The organism is Xanthobacter autotrophicus (assembly GCF_029991245.1).
Classification (GTDB): Bacteria; Pseudomonadota; Alphaproteobacteria; order Rhizobiales; family Xanthobacteraceae; genus Xanthobacter; species Xanthobacter autotrophicus_C.
The window spans coordinates 1-16,971 of record NZ_JAIVFO010000097.1 but is presented as its reverse complement, the minus strand read 5'-3'; the positions used below and the strand labels follow the sequence as shown (position 1 = coordinate 16,971).

16 protein-coding genes and 1 pseudogene are annotated in these 16,971 nt (G+C 64.3%); 3 read left to right on the top strand and 14 right to left on the bottom strand.

Annotation, left to right across the window (positions count from 1 at the left end; genetic code table 11):
• Nucleotides 1-37: 37 nt before the first annotated feature.
• From K9U41_RS15705 to K9U41_RS15695, 3 genes are all read right to left on the bottom strand, one after another.
• On the bottom strand, nt 38-364 hold the full coding sequence (locus tag K9U41_RS15705; protein WP_282641792.1) for a DUF2285 domain-containing protein: 327 nt from the start codon (nt 362-364) through the stop codon (nt 38-40).
• A gap of 64 nt (nt 365-428) precedes the next feature.
• A complete protein-coding gene (locus K9U41_RS15700; protein WP_282641790.1) occupies nt 429-770 on the bottom strand; it encodes a transcriptional regulator domain-containing protein in 342 nt (113 codons plus the stop codon).
• A 119-nt stretch (nt 771-889) separates the two neighbouring features.
• Nucleotides 890-1,156, bottom strand: coding sequence for a DNA -binding domain-containing protein (locus K9U41_RS15695; protein WP_282641789.1), 267 nt, complete (start codon nt 1,154-1,156; stop codon nt 890-892).
• Between the two features lie 249 nt (nt 1,157-1,405).
• Between K9U41_RS15695 and K9U41_RS15690 the strand changes: the two genes are divergently transcribed.
• Nucleotides 1,406-1,654: a helix-turn-helix domain-containing protein gene (locus tag K9U41_RS15690; RefSeq protein ID WP_149577068.1), complete on the top strand. Its 249-nt coding sequence runs from the start codon at nt 1,406-1,408 to the stop codon at nt 1,652-1,654.
• A gap of 83 nt (nt 1,655-1,737) precedes the next feature.
• Here the strand turns inward: K9U41_RS15690 and K9U41_RS15685 are convergent, their stop codons facing one another.
• The 9 genes from K9U41_RS15685 to K9U41_RS15645 form a co-directional block, all read right to left on the bottom strand.
• Nucleotides 1,738-2,100, bottom strand: coding sequence for a DUF736 domain-containing protein (locus K9U41_RS15685; RefSeq protein WP_282641791.1), 363 nt, complete (start codon nt 2,098-2,100; stop codon nt 1,738-1,740).
• Nucleotides 2,101-2,695: 595 nt separating this feature from the next.
• On the bottom strand, nt 2,696-3,133 hold the full coding sequence (locus tag K9U41_RS15680; protein ID WP_282641787.1) for a hypothetical protein: 438 nt from the start codon (nt 3,131-3,133) through the stop codon (nt 2,696-2,698).
• A gap of 123 nt (nt 3,134-3,256) precedes the next feature.
• Nucleotides 3,257-3,424, bottom strand: coding sequence for a hypothetical protein (locus K9U41_RS15675; RefSeq protein WP_282641786.1), 168 nt, complete (start codon nt 3,422-3,424; stop codon nt 3,257-3,259).
• A 282-nt stretch (nt 3,425-3,706) separates the two neighbouring features.
• Complete coding sequence (locus K9U41_RS15670) at nt 3,707-4,129, bottom strand: type II toxin-antitoxin system VapC family toxin (protein WP_282641785.1); 423 nt, start codon at nt 4,127-4,129, stop codon at nt 3,707-3,709.
• Nucleotides 4,126-4,380: a FitA-like ribbon-helix-helix domain-containing protein gene (locus tag K9U41_RS15665; protein WP_282641783.1), complete on the bottom strand. Its 255-nt coding sequence runs from the start codon at nt 4,378-4,380 to the stop codon at nt 4,126-4,128. Before K9U41_RS15665 ends, K9U41_RS15670 begins: the two co-directional genes overlap by 4 nt.
• An 84-nt stretch (nt 4,381-4,464) precedes the next feature.
• Entirely contained in the window at nt 4,465-5,391 is a 927-nt protein-coding gene (locus K9U41_RS15660; protein ID WP_282641782.1) for a DUF2493 domain-containing protein, read from the bottom strand.
• A 370-nt stretch (nt 5,392-5,761) separates the two neighbouring features.
• Nucleotides 5,762-6,796, bottom strand: a complete 1,035-nt coding sequence (locus K9U41_RS15655; protein WP_282641781.1) for a DUF7146 domain-containing protein — start codon at nt 6,794-6,796, stop codon at nt 5,762-5,764.
• A gap of 69 nt (nt 6,797-6,865) precedes the next feature.
• Nucleotides 6,866-8,929: a ParB/RepB/Spo0J family partition protein gene (locus tag K9U41_RS15650; RefSeq protein WP_282641780.1), complete on the bottom strand. Its 2,064-nt coding sequence runs from the start codon at nt 8,927-8,929 to the stop codon at nt 6,866-6,868.
• Between the two features lie 173 nt (nt 8,930-9,102).
• A complete protein-coding gene (locus tag K9U41_RS15645) occupies nt 9,103-10,296 on the bottom strand; it encodes a DUF932 domain-containing protein (protein ID WP_282641779.1) in 1,194 nt (397 codons plus the stop codon).
• A gap of 492 nt (nt 10,297-10,788) precedes the next feature.
• Between K9U41_RS15645 and K9U41_RS15640 the strand changes: the two genes are divergently transcribed.
• Together K9U41_RS15640 and K9U41_RS15635 are read left to right on the top strand one after the other, a co-directional pair.
• Nucleotides 10,789-11,859, top strand: a complete 1,071-nt coding sequence (locus K9U41_RS15640) for an AAA family ATPase (protein ID WP_282641778.1) — start codon at nt 10,789-10,791, stop codon at nt 11,857-11,859.
• The gene (locus tag K9U41_RS15635; protein WP_282641777.1) at nt 11,759-14,290 is read left to right on the top strand and encodes a S8 family peptidase; all 2,532 of its coding nucleotides are present in this window, start codon (nt 11,759-11,761) and stop codon (nt 14,288-14,290) included. The genes K9U41_RS15640 and K9U41_RS15635 overlap by 101 nt, the downstream gene beginning before the upstream one ends.
• Before the next feature lie 187 nt (nt 14,291-14,477).
• Here K9U41_RS15635 and K9U41_RS15630 read toward each other — a convergent pair whose 3' ends face one another.
• Nucleotides 14,478-15,788: a site-specific integrase gene (locus tag K9U41_RS15630; protein ID WP_282641776.1), complete on the bottom strand. Its 1,311-nt coding sequence runs from the start codon at nt 15,786-15,788 to the stop codon at nt 14,478-14,480.
• 941 nt (nt 15,789-16,729) lie between these two features.
• A pseudogene (locus tag K9U41_RS15625) lies at nt 16,730-16,971 on the bottom strand (hypothetical protein); the annotation flags it as partial.

Genomic DNA, 16,971 nt, shown 5'->3' with positions numbered 1-16,971 from the left:
GGATGGGGAAGATTGGGGGGCTGAAATCCCCACCCCGTCACGTGCGGCGACGGTGGCGAAACAGCCGCAGATAGCCGCCGGCGATGAAGCTGGTGCCGCCTTCCACGAGGCCGATGACGCGGTCGCGCAGGGAGGACGTCTTCCAGGGATCGGCCGCGACCCGCTCTGTGCCGAAGATGGCCTCGGCGATGTCACGGTAGCTCGCGCCCCGGTTTCGTCCGTCGCATGCTTGAAGCATCAGCCGCAGGCGTCCGCGCTGCTGGCGGGTCATACGGGTGTCGGGTGGCATCCGCTTCCCACGCTGCGCATGCCAGAGGCGGTTCAGCGCCTCGATACGGCCGGGCAAGTCGTCGTCGAAGGGGATCAGGGCGGCGATCGATGCGCCGGGTTCAACGCCGGGAAGCAGAAGGTGCGGCGGCGCTACGTGATCAGGTATGTCGGCAGGTGCAGCGTGACATGCCGTGCCCGTGCTCAGCAGATGGTCGGGAAGCTCGGTGAGGACGGTGACGGCCGGATTGATCCGTGGGGACCAGTGGACCGGCTGATGGGTTGCGGGGAGCGAGGGTTTCGCGGGGACATCGCAACCCCCAGAGATGCTCGGCCTCGGCCGGGAGGGGCGCTATCGTGTTGCCGGTCTCCATGAGGCCGCGATAGGCCTGCTGGTAGGATGGATCCCGCCTCAGGCACTCCCAGGCCAATCCCTCCACGGGGAGATCATCGAAATAGTCGTAGGTCCGACTGTCTCGCCAGCGTGACGTATCGGGCTTCATGAGTGACTCCCAGACGGTGCATGCCGTTGGGATCAGCAATTAAGGATTGCATCGCGAGGCAGAACTCACCTCACGGGCAACAGGTGATGCGGCGCGCGCATCACCTGGACCGGGGCGCTTCAGTTGATGCGATGTGGGAGCAGATCGCGATAGCCTGTCTGGGCGAGCCAGCGGGCGCGCTCCAGATGGCTGTCATGCACCGAGCGGGCGCGGGCAGGCTCCTGCGCCGGATCAATCCCGAACAGGACGATCACCACTTCCTGCCAGTCGGCTCCCTCAGTGGTCGCGTCGAGGAGGCGCATATAGAGCTTGATATGGGTGCGGTCATAGGCGGTCAGTTCCTGACCGGACGGCGCCTTGTCATCAAACGCCTTGGCCACGTCCATCCCCCGCAGGCTGCTGTTTCTTCTGTCGCAAACCAGGCCGTCGGTTCGGCATGGGGCTGCAGTTTGGGATCATTCTACCATGGGTTATCACAAAGCCGAACGCCGCGTCGCCGGTGCGCACACCTGATCCACGCTCTCTTTGGCACTGACGATGCGAGGCATCAGCCGACCGCTGCCCCCACCGTGGCGAGGCTCTATGTAGAGAATACTCCGTGGAGAAATACTCATCAAGCGACTGCTCTCTCGGCCATGGAGATCCGAGAGGTGTTCGCGCGCAATCTAAAGGCCTTGCGGCTGGCCAAGGGGCTGTCGCAGGAGGAGCTTGCGCACCTCGCGGACATTGATCGCACCTATATCAGCTCGCTCGAGCGGTGCGTTTACAACGCCAGCATCGATGTGGTGCAGCGGCTCGCCTCGGTTCTCGGCGTCGAGGCCTCCGACCTGCTCCTGCGTCGGCCGACAGGCCCGACCGAGACCGATCTCGAAGACGACAAGTAGGGCTCGGTTTTAGCCGTCGCGATGATCGCGCTTGCCGATGGAGTGCGTCCCCAGCCTCTTTGGCCGGGGACGCGGTCCGCGCTTCAGTCGCTGCGGCGCCCGTTGGGGCGGGACCAGATGAGGGAGAAATTCTCGCCGTCCTCGTCGTCGAAGAGGTTGGCGTAGATGGCGGCGGTGAAGCTCGGATCGTCGAGCTTGAGGCCCAGATAATCGCGGCCCTCGGTGGAGCGCTTGGACCAGGCGGCCCCGATCTCGGCGCGGCCGACCAGGACCCGGTGGCTGGGGGCGTTTTCGCCGGTGGCGCGGGTGTCGGGGACGATGCGCACGCCCCGGGCCTGCACGCCGAGGGTCACGATGTCGCCGGTGAACTCGTTGGTGCCGGTCTTCTTGAAGGTGCCGATGGTGGCCTTGTTCCGTCTCCGTCCTGTCTTCTGAGCCCGCACCATTGCGGCCTCGATGGCGATCGAGAGGCCGGAGGCGAGCGACGCCACATCGCCTCGGGGTCCCCGTCGCGCTGGCGCGATGGGGTGAGGAGTGCGACCGCAGCGCAGCGGAGGACGGCGCAGGCGCGACTTTGTTGCTTCGCGAGGAATGACGGCGATCCCGGGTCCCGCGCAGCGCGCGGGGTGGGCGTCGGCAGGGGAAGAAAGTCGGGACCAGCCGTTGTGGCATAGGCGCTCGAGGCACAGCCGTCCTTCGGCCAGATCAGGCCATTGAAGAAGCCGTCTGGAGCGGGCACGGACGGATGGATGACGGAGAGGCCGTGGCCCTCGCGCCGGATATAGAGACCCGACCGGCCAGCATCGGCGGACGATACCCTGAGCTTGGCCAATCTGCCCATTCCCCGTCCCGCCAACATTCGAATGCTCAGCCCGGAGGGGGCTTTCGGCTGCGACGCGGCCGCCGTTCGCCGCGCGCGCCACCCCTGCCGCCCCGGAGGGCGAAGCCGACGCGCCGGATCTCCGCTCCCTCCCGGCCCAGCCGGTTGACGCGGACGCTATGTCACTCGCTGTCTGGTGCCGCCGAGCGGATATCGCGGTGTCAGGGAGGGGAGCTGTGCCCGTCAGAAGGGCGGAACGCCTTCCTTCCGGTGATGCGCACGAAGGCGACGATGCCGACCACGCCGGCTCCGATGATAGAAAACACCATCTGCCACGGCTGGGAGGGCATGGTGTGCTTCACAATGCCATGGGTGGCGTGGAAGCCTGCCGCCACGGCCGGGACGACGAACACGGCAGCGATGAGCAGACGCGCCCAGATCGGGCGGACGATCGCGAACAGGAACTGGCCGAGGGCGTAAGTCAGGCCAGCGGCGGCAAGGCCGACAACAACGCCGAGCCATCCGGCGCCGGTGCCATAGGCCCATGTGCCCGCCGTGATGCCCGCAAACAGCGGCAGCGCGAATACCGCCAGGGTGAAGAGCAGCCAGCAGAAGAATGCGATCGTCGCCATGCTGAGGAGAATGCCGATGAAGATCATGGGGGCGGCTCCATAAAATCAGATCGAAGCGCCTCCACCACCACGATGCACCGGCGGGATTGGCGTTGGCGTCAGAGCACGAGCGCACGCCGTCTCCGCCGTTCATGGCCGCCTATTCGCCTCTCAAGTGGCGAAGGGGTCGATTTCGCGGACGATGGCGGCTTCATCGCCGTCATATTCGGCAGCCGGGGCGACGAAGAGCGTGCCGTCGCCGGCGCGGAAGATGACGACGGTGGCCATCAGGGTGGTGGCGAGGCTGAAGGCGAAGGCGTGAGCGATCTGGGCGGACATCGACCTGGCTCCTGCGCGAGCGGAGGTCCATCCCCCGCTGACAGGCGCCCGAAAGGGCCGGCCGGTGGCCGCAATCACCGTGTCCGGCGCAGCCGGAGCGGCGGCACGCGCAGCGTAGTCCGACCCTTCATGGGTTGATGGCGTCAGGCCATCGGCTGGACCCAAGGATCAGCGTCGTGAAGCGGGGATGGTCGTCCGGTCAGGAGACCGTGATGGCGGGTTACTGCGCAGGTCGCTTCCGCAGAGTTGTCAGGTTCAACACGTGCTGACTGTGGCAGGTCGTCAGCGGTCCACGTTCCACGGATTGATGACCGCCACACCGGCGGCATGGAAGGCGCTGGTATCGCGCGTGGCCACAGCGAAGCCCCGGGAGGCTGTGATCGCAGCGATATAGCCGTCGGGCGTCGGAAAGCCCTTACCGGCCGCACGCGCCTTCACGGCGAGGTCGGCATAGCGTCGTGCGGCAGCGATATCGAAAGGCAAGACTCGGTCGGCGAACAGCTCCATCACCCCGTCCAGGGCTTCGGTGAGCCGGTCCTTGCGCTTGCCACCGGGCAGCGCACCGATGCCGTACAACAGTTCGGCGATGGTGACGCTGGAGAGATAGAGCGTCTCGGCCGCCTGCTCGTCGAGCCACGCCCGCACGGTGTCGTCGGGCGTGGGCTTCATCGCTTCCGAGATGACATTGGTGTCGAGAAGGATCATTCGAAGCTCATGGGCTCGGCAGGCGTCCTGTCGCGCGCCGGGTTGAGGGCGTCGATGTCCTCATTGGTCAGGCCGAGGCGGCGGCTGCGCTCCGCGAGCTCCGTCCCGAGCCGGAGGCGCGTGTCAGGGCGAACGGCGGTCTCCAGGATGTCACGCATCTCGGCTTCGGTGCTGCGGCCATGCTGTGCCGCGCGCACCTTCAACGCGCGGTGCGTTGCCTCCGAAAGATTCCGGATCGTCACAGCGGGCATGATGGCGCCTCCAGGAAGGCTGATAGCGTTGATAGCAAAATAGAGAGTTTGCCATCACATTCAAGGCGGCGGGGTTGGCGGCGCTTATGCGCCACCAGACCCGAACCGATAGACCGGGATGCCCATCTTGCGGGCCTTGTCGGCGAGATTGTCCTGAATGCCGGTGCCCGGAAAGATCACGACCCCGATCGGCACCACGTTCAGTATCTGGTCGTTGCGCTTGAAGGGCGCGGCCTTGGCGTGCTTCGTCCAGTCGGGCTTGAAGGCCACCTGCGGCACCTTGCGACTGTCGGCCCAGAGGGACGCGATCTTCTCGGCGCCTTTTGGGGAGCCGCCATGCAGCAGCACCATGTCCGGGTGCTTGGCGTGGATCTGATCGAGCTTGGCCCAGATCTGCCGGTGATCGGCGGTATCGCCACCCGAGAAGGCGATTTTCGGGCCGGCGGGCACGAGCACCTCGGTATCGGCACGCCTCCTGGCAGCGAGGAAATCCCGGCTATCGATCAGCGATGCGGTGAGGTGCCGATGGTTGACCCGAGATCCGGCCCGTGGCGTCCAGGGAGAGCCGTTGGCGATGCGATAGCGGTCGGCGGCGGCCTCGCGGAAGGTTTCCATGCCGTCACGGCGGCCGATCAGGTTCATGCCGATGTCGATCAGACGCTCGAGCTCGAGCGACTTCACCTCGGAGCCGTCCTGTTCGCGCTGCAGCTGCTTCTGGGCCTGCTCATTGTCGTCGAGCTTCTGTTCGATCCGGTCCACGGCGCGATGGAACATGTTGACGGTCGACCAGAGGAGATCGGGAAGCTCAGTATCGAGGCTGGTGTCGGTGATCGTGGCGACCATGGCATCGAAGATGTCGGCGATGGCGCCGTCGATGAGGCGTTCCTCCGGTGGCGGGCGCTGGTCGCGTTCGTATTCGGATGGGCGATAACCGTGGAGCTGCAACTCCTGGATCAGGTGCTCGGTCGGGGATGAGACGTGGTGCGGCTCGTGGTCGTCATGCGCGCTCATGGGATCCTCCGTCGGTTTGGACCGCTTGCCGTGGCGGCCTTCATGGCGACGAAGCCGTCGGGCGGGACGGACCTGCACCCGGAGCGCGGGCATGGTCCACGAAAGTGGGAACCGGTTTCGGGACGAGACCATGCCGGAAAAGCGCACAGGGCCGCAGCGGCAGCGGAGGATGGCGAGAAGCCGGCGATTTTGCTTCGCGATGGAAAGCGGCCCGAAGGCCGCGCCGGAAAATCGTCGGCGGCAGCCATTGCCGATCCGGTCCGGCTGATGGCCGATCGCCCTCTCGAAGGCGCAAGGCGCGGTCCTTTTCCGTGGGCTGACGGATCCTTGCGGGTATGGCAGCCACGTCTCGCGGTTCAGCCCATTCCAGCTATGGGGGCAGGCTCATGAAGCGCGCGACGTCCTCCGGTGCGAGTTGCACCCGAACACCCGTCCGCAGGGTATCGATACCGAGCCGCTGGAGATCCTCGTTAAAGTCCCCGAGTGCTGGCGACAATGGAATGGCCTCGATGCCCTGGGCGTTCGCCCGTTCAATCAGCATGTCCCGTGCGCCGTCTCCCGCCGGATCGTTGTCGCGAACGATGTAGAGTCGTCGCAGCCGCAGTGGGAACAGGATGGCGGCCAGATGCGCGGCCGAGAGCGCGGGCGCCATCGCCATGCTCGGCAGAACCTGCCGGAGCGACAGCATGGTCTCGATGCCTTCGCCCGCTGCCATCACGCTGTCGGGCACACCGATGCGAACGGTGGACCCAAGCAGATTACCCATCGCCTTGCGCGGCGTGTCGACCGGAGCCTTGTCCGAACCGTCGGGGGCGAGCCAGGTGCGGTGTACGCCGGTGATCCTGCCGGTGAGATCGGTGACGGCGGCGATCATGGCGGGCCAGGACTCTGTCGGGCCGTCGTCAGGCTTGTAGTAGCAGCGCGGATGAAAGCGCAGGTTTCCGGTTCCGTGCAGAAGCGTAATGCCGCGTCGACGCAAATACGTCTCTGCAAGGGTCCCGGCGATAGGCTGCGACATGGCGAACAACCGGCGAGCCGCTTCGACCGACCCTGATGGAGCCGGCGTGACGCAGCGACGTGGTGCTGCGGGCTCCGGTTCGGGATGCGGCAGGCTGAGAAAGATCCGCGCTTCGTCGGCAACGTCAGCGAAGTCGGTGAGGCCCGATGATCCGCGGATTATGTCGAGAAGATCGCCATGTTCGCCGGTGGCGGCATCGGTCCATTTACCCGCCGGCCCCTTCGCGGATGCCTGGAGCCGGACAAAGAGCGAGCGGCCGGGCGTGTTTCTGATATCGCCGACGAGCCAGTAACGGCCCTCCCGGCGCCCATTGGAGAGATAGTGACGGCAGACGGCTTCGGCCCGATCAGCGAGCCTGTGCGACAGATCGTGAGCAATCCCGGACATGGCGAGCTTTTCAAAAACAAAGGCCCGCCGACAGAGCCGGCGGGCCGAGGTTCAGGATCGTGTTGAGGGTTACTCCGCCGCCACGGCAGGGGGGATGTCCGTGGCGTCCTCAGTATCCTCAGGGCTTTCGTCTTCGCCCATGGCCGTTGTGCCGTCCTGCGCCGCCGTTTCTTCGCCTGCCGCCGGTTCGGCTCCGCGCAGCGTTTCGGGCAGCCAGCCGGTATCGGCCAGCAGTGCTTCCGCCTCGCGGGCCATGTCGCCCTTCTTCAAATGCGCGATGCGCTCCGCCGCGCGCGGCCCCTTCGCCTCGCTCACCGCCAGCAGAATGCGGGCCTTGGTGACCCGGCCGAGGAAATTGTCCACGGTCGGTCTCCACCCGACGGCTGCCATGTCGAGGTCGACGGCACGAGCGAGCTGATCGGCATGGTTGAGCGCGCGCGGGCGTCGGTTCCAGGCCTCGTGAACGGCGTTCACCGACAGGCTCACCACATGTGCGAACAGGCCGGAGCGGCTGTCGCTGTCCCAGTCCCGCAGAGCCTCCCAGAGATCGGCCGAGTCCTTCGGCAGGACCTTGGCCCAGCCCTCATGCCGGGCATGGATTGCCGCCGCCGAGGCGCTGTCGTTCAGCCCCGGCGCCTGAGCGCTGAAGGCCACGCTCTTCAGGTCGAGTTCGAGGCAGCTATCCGAGCCGTAGCGGTAGAAGCTCTTCAGCGTCAGGGCATGCAGGGCCGCGAGCAAGGCGACATCGGGCCGCTCGCCCAACGCCTGGCGGAGGCCGAGCGTGCGATGCGAAGTCAGCTCGGTCAACAGCCGGTCCGAGATGGCAGACAGCCCTTCGTCCTCCTCGAGTTCGGGCGCCGGCGTCTCGGCCGTAACAGCATCGCCCGCCCTCGTGGCCGCAGCGACGGCAAGGAGCGGCCCGGCGTCCTCCACAGCGACTTCGGGCTCAGCCGGCAGTTCGTCCTCAGGCCGCACATAGCCGCGCTCAATGCGCACCGCGCCATCATGGGCGATGCTGACGAAGGCGCCGGCGCGGGCCATCTCCGCCGGATCGAAGTTGATCGGACGCGCCTCGAAGGCTTCGATCGCCGTCTCGATCTCGCCGAGCCGGGCGTCCACCTCATCCGGCAGTTCATCCGCATCGGCGTATTCCGCAGACAGGCGATCATATTCCGCCTGAAGAGCGTCGCGGCTGGCTTCCTCCTCAGTGGTGAGCGGGATGGTCTCGCCGCGCAGCTGCCGCAGGCCGTAGGTGTGGCCATAAGCGAAGTCGGGGGCCGTCTCGACCCACTTCCACCCCTCGGTGGCGACAGTGTCCGCCTCGGCCTTGAGCTTCTCGGCCACCAGTTGGTCGACCAGCGCGACATCCTGCAGCCATCCGCCGTCGTCGCCCTGGAACAGGTCGCGCAGGATGGTGCCGCCGGCCTCGACATAGGCCTCAAGACCGATGAACTGGGCGCGCTTGTCACAGGCGCGTACAGCACCCTCGGTCAGCATGCGGCGGATGGCATAGGGCTGCTTGTCATAGGAGGTCTTCAGCCGCTCGAAGACTTGTTCCTGGCGCGCATGGTCGCCGGAGACGGTGAATGCCATGAGCTGGTCGAGCGTCATGCCGTCCTCGGCATAGACCTCCAGCAGCACCGGCGACACCGAGGCGAGCTTGAGGCGCTGCTTGACCACGCCGACGGAGACGAAGAAGGCGGCCGCGATCTCCTCCTCGGACTGCCCCTTCTCACGCAGGGCGAGGAAGGCGCGGAACTGGTCGAGCGGATGCAGCGGCGCGCGCTGGACGTTCTCGGCGAGCGAATCCTCCTCGGCGATGCCTCCCTCCCGGATGACGCAGGGCACCGGCGCGGTCTTGGCGAGGCGCTTCTGCTTCACCAGCACTTCCAGCGCCCGATAGCGCCGCCCGCCGGCCGGGATCTCGAACATGCCGGTCTCGACGCCGGCGCCATCGACGACGGGCCGAACGCTGAGGCCCTGCAGCAGGCCGCGGCGGGCGATGTCCTCGGCCAATTCCTCGATCGAGACCCCGGCCTTGATGCGCCGGACGTTCGACTGGCTGAGCAGGAGCTTGTTGAAAGGGATGTCACGCGAGGGCGAGAGCGTGATCTTCTGAACATTGGTCGCCATGGAAGGCACCTCCGCGACGGCGGCCGGGAGCCTCTCTCTCGGCCTCCAACCCGTCACGAAGCGCAGCGCCGCCCTCTCACTCTGGAGGGCGACGCCGCAGAACCGCAGATCCGCACAAGCGGAAAACCGGAAAGCCGGAGATACGGATCTCCGCATCTCCGGCTTTCCGGAAGTCAGGCGGCCCGATCGAGCAGTTTCTTGGCCCGGCCCTCAAGGTCGAGCCGCGCATCCTGGTGGGGCTTGCCGCGTGCGACCGCCGTGATGCCCTGCACGAAGTCGAAGATGCTCTCGGGCTTGCGCCCTTCCTCGGCCAGAACCGTATCGATGATTTTGGCGGTCTCGGCCCTGGAGAAGCCCCGGTTGCGCAGGAAGTCGCTGCGGTCCTCGTCGGTGCGCGCGACGATCTTCTCCCGTGCCGCCTTGATGCCGTTGACGAAGGGCATCGGCGAAGAATTGGCGAAGCGGGTCAGGGCCGGGGCTGCCTCGTGCGCGAAGCGGGAGGCCGCGTATTTGGAGTGGCGGATGGTGATTTCCTGGAAATCCTCGACGCCCCAGAGATTGCGGTTCTGGCACACGGCACGCAGATAGAAACTCGCGATGCCGAGCGTCTTGGCCCCGACCTCCGAGTTCCAGCAGTAGAAGCCCCGAAAATAGAGGTCCGGCGAGCCGTCGGGCAGCCGCCCGGCCTCGATCGGGTTGAGATCGTCGACCAGGAACACGAAGACGTCGCGGTCGGAGGCGTAGAGCGTCGTCGTATCCTTGGTGATGTCGACACGCGGATTATAAACGCCTGTGGACCAGTCGAGCACGCCCGGCACCTTCCAGCGCGTGTCGCCGGTGCCGTTGCCGGCAATGCGCTGCACCGCTTCGACCAACTCATGATCATAGATCCGGCCATAGTCCGGCCCGGTCACGGCGCGCAGCTCGACGCGGCCATTGGCAGTTTCGAACGTCTTGATCTGCTCGGCGCGGTGCGCGGCCAGGCCATACTGCAGATTAATGCCGGCCAGCGCGGCGGGAAGCTGACGCAGATAGGCGGCCGGCGCCCCGATCTGGGCCGCGAGCTGGCCGAAGGACCAATGGTTCGGCTCGACGGGCGCATCCGCCCCGGGCAACACCAGCGCAAGCCGCTCGGCATTGGAGCGGCTCGCCTCCACATGGATGCGGGACGTCTCCACCAGGCGCGACCGGCTGTGATCGGCCCGGCCCCGCACCATCGCGGCCAGTTCGCCGAGTGACAGGAAGCGCTCGTCATCCGGCCGGGAGAACCATTCCGACGACACGCGCCCGACCCGCTCGCCGCGCGTGACATCCACCTTGTAGCCGCCACTGGCGTCGCGACCGGCATCCAGAACCTGCATGTTCATGGGGATCAACCTCCATGACGGGCGCCGGAAGCCTCTCTCCCGGCCTCAACCCGTCACGGAAATCCGATCCGGCCTCTCACTCTCTGCACTGGACAAACCGACTGCCACCCGCCGCCGCGGCGAGAACACGGCCCCGAAGATCGAGCGACAGCGCTTTCACTATGCCTGCCGGCGTCCAACTTCGGCAGAAGGCTTGAATCAGCTCGGCCCCCATTTGAAAAGCCCGCCAGATTCAAGCGATCGGCCAATGCTCTAAACGCTTCGATGAAGGCGTTTTCGGTGGGCTTGCCGGGCCGAGAAAAACCAGCGTCTCTCCCATGGTATAGGCTGATAGGTCGAGGTAACGGGAGATGACTCCGGGCTCCAGTTGACCCGGCTCGTTCGTGGATAGCCCACCTTGGCGCAGCTCCGTTCGCTCAAGCCCTCTGTCAAGGGCTTCCCCAAGATGTTAACTTTTGAGGCCTAGTGATTTTCTGTTCGGACGTGACGCCTGTGGCTCGAAGCGATCTCCTTCTGTCGATTGTCCGCGCTGGCGCGACCGGCGATCGAGCCGCTTTGCGTTCTTCCGTAGAGGCTGCCGTTGCGGAAGAACGAAGCAAGAATCACCACACGCTTGCGGATCGCCTTCAGCGTGCATTGAATGCCGTTGCCGTCACGCCGCCGGCCGCTTCGGCTCCAATCGCTCAAGCGGGCAAGGATACGATCCTCGAAACGGAGCCGCGGCAACGGCTGGAAGACCTGATTCTTCCTCTGCCGGTAACCCAGCAGACCAGACAACTGATTGAAGAGCAGCATAGAGCGGACCTGCTCAGAGCCCACGGGATGCAACCCCGTCATCGGATCCTGCTGTCCGGTCCGCCTGGCAACGGCAAAACGTCGGTTGCCGAGGGAATAGCCGAGGCGCTCGCAGTCCAGTTCTTCACCGTCCGCTATGATGCCTTGGTCGGCTCCTTCCTCGGCGAGACCAACACGCGATTGGCGCGTCTCTTCGACTATGCCCGAACCGTGCCATGCGTGCTGTTCTTCGATGAATTCGATTCAATCGGAAAAGAGCGGGGCGACAGCCATGAGACCGGCGAGATAAAGCGCGTCGTCTCGTTCCTCCTGATGCAGATCGATAAACTGCCGAGCTACGTCGTGACCGTGGCTGCGACGAACCATGCCGAGTTGCTCGATCGCGCCGTGTGGCGGCGGTTTCAGCTACGTCTTGCACTGCCGCATCCGACACGGGAAGCGCTTGCAGCTTTCCTGGCTCGTCAGTTCGACACGTGGCCGGAACCGGCCGGGATCGAGCCGAAAATCTTAGCAGGGAAGCTCGGCAGCATTAGCTTTGCTGAAGCACTCGAATTCTGCCAGACCGTGCGGCGCCAGCATATTCTCTCTCTGGCTAATAGGGCACTGAAAGATATCTTGCGCGAGCAAGTTGAGCTTTGGGCAACGAGAGTCGCGCCAGAAAGTACAGATGCCACACGACCCGGAAAAACCTCTTCTTCGGCTGAACGATCCAAGGGACGTGGCTCGACGGGCGCCGGGCCGCGGCGGGGAACAAGCAAGACGGATTGACCGCAATGCCCAGGTCCAGGCGCACGGCCCGGTTTTTCGCCAGCTCAGCAATGTATTGAATCGGCAGGACGCCGCGCTGCAATTGCGTGCGGATGCCAATTCGCTGGCGCCGGAACGCCTTCTGGTCTTCGAAGTCACCGGCTCGATCCAGAATTTCGCCAATGCCGTTGCGCGGATCGCGGGGCTCGAATTCGCTGGCGAAGAAGAACTGGAAGCGGACGAGCTGGATAAGAATCCAGAATTCTACTTGCTTGTGCCTCAGCTCGGCGCCCTACGCGAAATCGTTTCGCTTTGGGAAGGCTGGGGACGCAACGGAACCGTGCCCCGGAACTATACGCCCTGGCGCGATCTGTTTCAGCAACTGCGAGCGGTCCGCCCCTGGGGGCCTGCTGATCGCGTTTCACTCCGCAATCGCGATTATTTTCGCGCCATCGTCGATGGCGCGCCCGACAACGATCTATTCAGGATTGAAATCGAGCTGGTATTTCGGAGCAGCGAAGCGGCATCACGATCCGCAGAGGACGAGATCGCCGCCAGGATCGCAGAGACCGGCGGGCAGATCATTCATCGCTCTCGCCGAGCGGCGTTCGCTTACCATGCGATCCTGGCTGATGTGTCCGCGGCCGAGATCCATCGAATCGCCGAACTCGACCTGCATTCATTGGCCGGTGCCGATCCAATCGCGTCGATTGTTCCCCAGAGCGTAGGAACCCCGATCGAGGCGGCTGATCGACTCGGCTTGGACGCGGCTCGTCCCTTGCCGACAAATCCCGAGCCGATCGCTGCCGTCTTCGATGCTGTACCGGTGCAGGCTCACCCATTGCTCCGTGATCGGCTTACGATAGACGATCCCGACGACCTAGAGGCTCGAGCGGTGGGAGCTCGCGTTCACGGCACCGCAATGGCCTCGCTTGTGCTGCACGGTGATCTGAACGAACAACCATCACCCGTAAGCCGACGCGTCTACTTCCGACCTGTCATGTATGCGCCGGCATTTGGAGATGAGCTCTTCGACAGCGACAAGCTGGTGATCGACGTTATCGTCGAAGCGGTGATGCGCATGCGTGCCGAGGGCGGCACCCAAGTGATTGTCGTCAACATCTCGCTGGGCGACAGAACCAAACCCTTTTCAGGCAAGATATCGACCTGGGGCCGCGCGCTGGATTATTTGGCGTTCACCTATGGCATTCTCTTTCTGGTCAGTGCAGGAAATACTGGAGACGGCGTGACGCTCGCGGATTACGCAGATTCTGCGGCATTCCAAGCGGCGGACCCTGCAGATAAAGCCAATGCGGTTCTTCGGGGCCTGGATGCTCTGAAGGCCGATCGTCGCCTCCTTGCTCCTGCCGACAGCGTCAACGCATTGACGATCGGCGCCTGGCATCGCGATGCCTCTCAAGAGGTCTTTCGAGGCGCCTCGCCGTTTCCACCATATGCCGACCGAGAGATGCCGAACCTCTCGTCTCGGTTAGGCCTCGGATTGCGGCGCGGGACAAAGCCGGAAGCGCTGTTCGCTGGCGGTCGCCAGCCTGTGCGACTGGATCCCGTGGCCGCGCCGCCGGTGCTGCTCTCGCATCCCAATCCGAGCAGATACTGGGGGCTGAAGGTTGCCGCGCCTCCTGAGAACGGCGCAATGGGACTGCATTTCACGATAGGGACCAGCGCAGCGACCGCACTTGCTACACATACCACTCATCGCATCTTTGACGCCCTGGAGAATGCTTATCCTCAGTTGATCGGGGGGATGCCGCTAGCTCAGCGAGCGGCGCTGCTCAAGGCACTCCTCGTTCATTGTGCCTCCTGGCGTGATGCAGAGACGTTCATCCGCCCCCTCATCGATCCGACAGCTACTTTGCACCATGAACATTGGCGACGAGAGGTTTGCCGTCATCTGGGATACGGCTTTGTCGATCCGGAAGATGCGATTGCTTGTGCTGCGGATCGAGCCACCATGTGGGCGACCGGCACGCTGCCGATAGAAGGATCGCTGGCTTTCGATATTCCGATCCCCCCAGCCCTCGGCGCCAGCGCAAGCATTCGGGAGGTGCGGGCAACGCTAGCATGGTTCACACCAATCCGGCCTGGGCACCTTGCCTACCGTGCCGTCAAACTGAAGATCGACTCGCTTCAGCCCGACAGTCTGGAGATCGCAGGCGTTGGGACCTCCACGAGCCAACCGTCCAACAGCCAATCTGAGAGCGGAACGATCGTCCATCGTAGATGGCGTGATGCACGCATCGGCGTGATCGCCAATGGCGCTTCGATCCCGCTTCAGGTTCAGCGAGAAAAAGATCAAGGAACTCCAATCGACGAGGCGATTCCGTTCGGTCTTGCGGTCACGATCGAAATGCCCGGAGCGGCGCAGATCTACGAGCAGGTTCGTGCGAACATTCAAGTCCAGCCGCGCACTTTCGTGCGGGTTCAGGGCTGATCCCTCGTATTTGCATTGCCTTCCATAATACGGACGCAGACGATCACTGCAATCGGGACGCAGGGACCCATGAAGATCCCCGTGGGCCGTATGAACGCTGGCCGCTCGCCTTCGTATCGGAGCAGATCACCTGCAGCCCTACGGTTACGCATCCTTACCGTCGTGGACCGCCACACTTGGGCATGCCTCATTCCGATGGCGGAGATATCGCCGCCGGCCGATGCCCCGACCGGGCTGCTCGGACAGCCCGGTCGGGATCATCCAAGATCGCGTCAATCTCGTCGGCAACCTTGTCGGCTGCGAGCCTGAGCGCTTCGTCTATATGGATATAGCGCTGGGTTACGCCGCGGGCCGCATGACCCAGCAGCGCGGCAATGGTTAGTTCGGAAAAGCCCAGGTCCGCCGCGACGCTGGCAAATGTGTGCCTCAATGTGTGCGGGGTTACGTCGTCCAGCTTCGCGCTGGCACACAGCCGATCGAGCACCCGAACGACGCCGATAAAGTGGCCCTCGCCCCAATCCGCCGGGAAGAAGTACGGTGATGCTGTGTTGGCCTGCCCCAATAAAAGGTCCATAGCTGCGCGGCCTATGACCCGTGTCTGGGCTCCGCTTTTGGTATCTGGAAAACGGACCGAGCCTTCCTCCGTGTTGAGCCAAAGCCGCTTCACCCCAAGGCCCTCCATTCGCCGAAAACCCGTGAGGAGAAGGAAGCGGATGGCAGCCAGCCCCGTCGGATGCTCTCCAGCCTCTGCAGCCAAACGCATGGCCCTCCCAAAGCGGGCGATTTCGCTGCGGCTGAGGCGGCGTTCGCGTGCCTTTCCGGCCAGCCGGCGAACGCCGCGTGCGGGATTGGCGTCGATCTTTCCAAGGCGAACGGCGTGTTCAAAGATGGCATGCAGCGTCGACATGGTGCGCGCGGCCACCCCTTCCCCGCCCGTGGTCGCTCCACCTCGACTGCCCGCGCGAGGTTTGGATGTTTTGCCGGCGGCGATGTCAGCCTGCGCTCCTTCGATATCTCCGAGCTTCAGCGTGGCAATCAGTCGTCGGCCCAGCAATGGCTTGATGTGAACCTCGATCCGGCTCTTATCCATGGCCAGGGTCGATGCCTTGATGGGGCGACGGCTGCGGCCGAGTATGCGGCCGGCTTCGGCCTCGGCCAGATACCAGTCGCACACCTCGGCAACCGTGATGCCTTTCACCTTGCTGTCCGGGCTATCCAGCGGGTCGAGCCCCTTGGAGACGGCCACCAGCTTTTCATGGGCGATCCGGCGCGCCTCCTCGACCGTCATCAGCCCGTAGCGTCCTATCACGGTGCGACGAGGCCGTCCTTCGGGTGAACGATACTGGATCACGAAGCTCTTCAGCCCCGAGGGCATGACCTGGACGCCGAAGCCTCGAAGCTCCCGATCCCAGGCAAAACTCTCCCGAACCTTGACCCCAACCTTCGAAGGTTTCGGAACTTCCAGCGCGTCGATAAAACGCTTCGTCAGCTTTTCCATAGTGAGTTCAAAGCCCTATCGAAAATCTGCTTAGATTTCGCGAGGCTAGCCGGATTCCAATCAAATTCCAAGCTCTCAGAAGCGCAAAATAGCGTATGAAGCGTGGCCTTTAGCGCGCACAACTCAAAAAATAATCGTTTATTTATAGAAGTTTATCGCACTTTAGCAAACTAGGGGATATTGCAGCGAATGGCTCTCGGGCACCTTGCCAAGGTTGGGGTCGTGGGTTCGAATCCCATCGCCCGCTCCAAATTTTCCCAATAAAATCTGATAGTTAGCAAACGCCCTTCGGGGCGTTTTCTGCTTCCATTCTCCTCGCGGCGGGAGGCCGGAAGCGCAATGGAAGCATTTGAGCGGAAATCGCAGGGCAGCCGGGCGTAGGATTCCCCGCGCCTGCATCCACAGTCTCGCCTCGCAAACGACCGCCCCCTTCGTGGTTGAGACCCTCCCCAGACAGAGGGGGAAGCGAGGCCCTATCGAATGCCGACAGGCACGACCGTTCCACCTCCAGCCCTCTGAATCCGCCCGACAGGACACCTCAACTGGCGAAACAGGGGAGAGATGGTCTTGACCCTCTCTCCCCTGCGACCGCCGCCAGGGCGAGGCCGCCCGCTCGCAAGGCGGCCCATGGCCGTCGCACTTCCAACCGATCCGCCACGCTCGCCGCGCAGCCCAGCCCCGCTCGCCGGCAGCCGCCCCCCTCTCTCTTCCGCTCACTCACGCGCCTCCGGCATTGACGAGAGAAAGGATCGGACCAATGGCGAGGATATCGAAGACGGCGAAGGCCGCGACCGTCGAGGCGGCGGATCAGGGGGACCCTGCCGGCGAAGTCGCCGGCATGGAGATGGCGGCGGTTGCCGGAAGCGGCGCCGAAATCTTCATTCCGCTCGACCCGCTCAAGAGGTCGCCCCGCAACGCGCGGAAGGTCGCCTTGATCGCTGTCAGCGTCGCGGATACGGCGAAGACATGTTCCTTCTCGCCGGCATGTCGAGTGGATAGGTGGTCAGGAACGAGCGCTCCACCGCCGTCTGAAAGGTGCCGCGGGCGACGCCGCCGAGCGCGCCCGCGCGTTCCGCGATCTGGTCGGAATAGTCTCCGCATCCCATGCGACCTTGTCGAACAGCTCGTGAATGGCGAAGAAGCCTGGCCCACGCACATTCCAATGGGCGGGCTTGCCAATGGG